The sequence below is a fragment of the Pseudoalteromonas sp. PAST1 genome (genome assembly GCF_021532515.1).
Lineage (GTDB): Bacteria > Pseudomonadota > Gammaproteobacteria > Enterobacterales > Alteromonadaceae > Pseudoalteromonas > Pseudoalteromonas simplex.
The window spans coordinates 1-2,467 of sequence record NZ_JAKGBH010000108.1; the positions used below are offsets into that span (position 1 = coordinate 1).

4 protein-coding genes are annotated in these 2,467 nt (G+C 41.3%); all 4 read left to right on the plus strand.

Annotation, left to right across the window (positions count from 1 at the left end; all coding sequences use genetic code 11):
* The first annotated feature begins 421 nt into the window (after window positions 1–421).
* The 4 genes from L1272_RS22740 to L1272_RS22755 all read left to right on the plus strand — a co-directional run bounded on the left by L1272_RS22740 (window position 422) and on the right by L1272_RS22755 (window position 2,287).
* Window positions 422–787, plus strand: coding sequence for a glyoxalase superfamily protein (locus L1272_RS22740; protein WP_024592045.1), 366 nt, complete (start codon window positions 422–424; stop codon window positions 785–787).
* 149 nt (window positions 788–936) lie between these two features.
* Window positions 937–1,371: a hypothetical protein gene (locus L1272_RS22745; RefSeq protein ID WP_063529658.1), complete on the plus strand. Its 435-nt coding sequence runs from the start codon at window positions 937–939 to the stop codon at window positions 1,369–1,371.
* Window positions 1,372–1,452: 81 nt separating this feature from the next.
* Complete coding sequence (locus L1272_RS22750; protein WP_024592043.1) at window positions 1,453–1,833, plus strand: hypothetical protein; 381 nt, start codon at window positions 1,453–1,455, stop codon at window positions 1,831–1,833.
* A 157-nt stretch (window positions 1,834–1,990) separates the two neighbouring features.
* Window positions 1,991–2,287, plus strand: coding sequence for a hypothetical protein (locus L1272_RS22755; protein WP_138558954.1), 297 nt, complete (start codon window positions 1,991–1,993; stop codon window positions 2,285–2,287).
* Window positions 2,288–2,467: the final 180 nt, after the last annotated feature.

The following is a 2,467-nucleotide window of genomic DNA, read 5'->3' on the forward strand; positions in this document are numbered from 1 at the left end:
AACCTTCGTTACATTGTCAGAGCCGCTACTTTATTCAGGCTCCTAGGATCATCTGGTGATACAGATGGTTCACTCATTAAGCGGTGAACAGCGCTTCATACGACTTCACGTCGCACGCCCCAAGACGTGTTAACGTAATTACTCTATAGGTCGGCTTTGAGCGATAATCGGTCATTGATACTGGCTAAATATCGTCGTTAATAGATTGGTTAAACTGCTCTTTGCGCATATATTCATGAAAATGAGCGCCGAGCGCATATTGTCCTATTTAACTTTTCTTTAAAGTTTTAGAAAACTTAGTGATAGTAATACCTTAGGTTATTTGTTAAAACTATATAATGTAGAAAAATGAGCGTAGCGTCGGCAGAAATATGCGCGATGAGCGCACTATTAAATTGTTATGTGTAATGGAGTAGATGGCATGGAGTTTCAGACGATCCCAATAATGCGGATTTTCGATGAAGATAAAGCAAAAGAGTTTTACCTTGGCTTTCTCGGTATGGAACTAGATTGGGAGCATCGTTTTGAGGATGGTTACCCAATTTACATGCAAGTTTCGCTTGGCGATTTTGTTTTACATCTGAGTGAACACTCTGGTGACTGCACACCGGGCAGCAAGGTCTTCGTTAATGTAAGCAATCTTGATCAACTTTTCGCACAAGTTACTGCAAAGCCTTACAAATACAACAAACCAAGCATTGAAGATGCCCCTTGGGGTGCAAGGTGTTTTACCGTAACAGATCCGTTTTCAAACAGGATATTGTTTAATGAATCAGCAGACACATAACAATCAAATTTTATCGCCAGCAAAAAGCGCTGGCTGCGACGTCAACCCGCTGCGCGGCTTTCCGCGCTAAATTTGGGCGTTAAGCATACGAGGAACCATGTCCAGTGAAGTCACCGTGGCTAAAATATGAATCGAGGTTGGCAGACTGGATGAAACAGTTTGCTAGCGAAAAGTTGTCGTTCACTAATGGTTTTCAAGCAATCCCTGGCTTTCCTTCAAATGGATTTCGTGCTGATGGGCTGCTAACTGATGGGAATGTTGTTATAGCCTTGGAAGTGGAGGTAAAACAAACTCACCCTGATACAAATGTTGGAAAATATTGGCTCTTAAGCCAGTATCAAGCTTATGAAAAGGTGATTTTGTTTCATGTTTATACTCCAGAGTACACATCTTATCCTTGGCGCCTTCAGCTAGGTCAGTTTTATGCCTCAAAAATGGCGATAGAGTTGCCATTTGAATATGAACTAGTCGATCAAAGAGAAGCTATCGATACGAACTCATCATTTGAAGCAGTAACTAGAATTCTAGAGCAAAGAATACTCGGTGAATTCGGAGTAATTGCTGGTAAGTCGCAAAATGCTTAACAAGTGCAGGTTGTCGGACGTGTGCTACGCTGCGCTCCGCACCCGCCGCAACTGCAGGCGTTATGTGCTCTAAGGTATCTCATGCTCTCAATCACCAGTGAAGATAAAGAGAATCAACTTAAAAGTTATTGTCAGCATTGGCTGAGCTTATTAGCCACAAATCAATTTGAAGACGCAGAAAAGCTCATTGATATAAACAATAACTATGGTGTTGTATGGGCAGAATCTGAACTCAAAGACGCTGTGCATGATTACTTTGGTAGCGATGCCCCTGTGAGTTTTCAAAACGAAAATATAGCGAATTGTTACCCTGAGTTTTTAGAAACCGATTCAGGCTCATTGATCTTCGGCTTTTATTTACCCGCCAATGGCGAGATAACCGACCTAACTGTTGAATTTGAGTTTGTACCAATTGGGAACAACAATTATGCTGCAACAATCAACGATGTTCATGTTCTGTAGCATGTACGCACATAACAAGCGCCAGCACATCGCGCCTGCGGCGCTGGACTCGCAACAAGTTGCTCGCCCGTGTGGCGGGCGTTAGCTTTGCGGAGGCTTTATTGACATTTTAATATTAGTTATCGCCTCAGTATTATTCTTTGTTTTGGTTATAAAGTTGGAATCAATGATTCCCATCAACTTTTTGGACAAAGCAGAAAGAACGTTTAACGACCTAGGTGCAAACGTGCAGGTAAGAACAAATTCTTACTCTCGTTTTTATAACACCAAAGGACGATTGGTAAAAAAGTCGGATATAGCAAAAATCCAAAAAGCGGGTTGTCTTACACTTTTTACATTATCGGATAACGCAATCGATATTACGGTGCATCCAGCTAATAAAGATACTGTGTTTGAAAAAGCTAAAAGTATATTTAAAGAGGCTCAAGTTGTTGAAATTGATATACAAAGCTAACAAACCAATTATTCCGACCTCAACTCGCTGCGCTCTTTTCGTCGGCATATTGGGGCGTTGGTATGACTCCCACAGTCAAGTTAAACGCACTGATCCTTGCCTAACTTTTTAAGCCATAATTTCTTCAGCTCGAATTAGAGCGAGTTAATACATAGGATGAAGCAAGTAATGTCGTCGGTT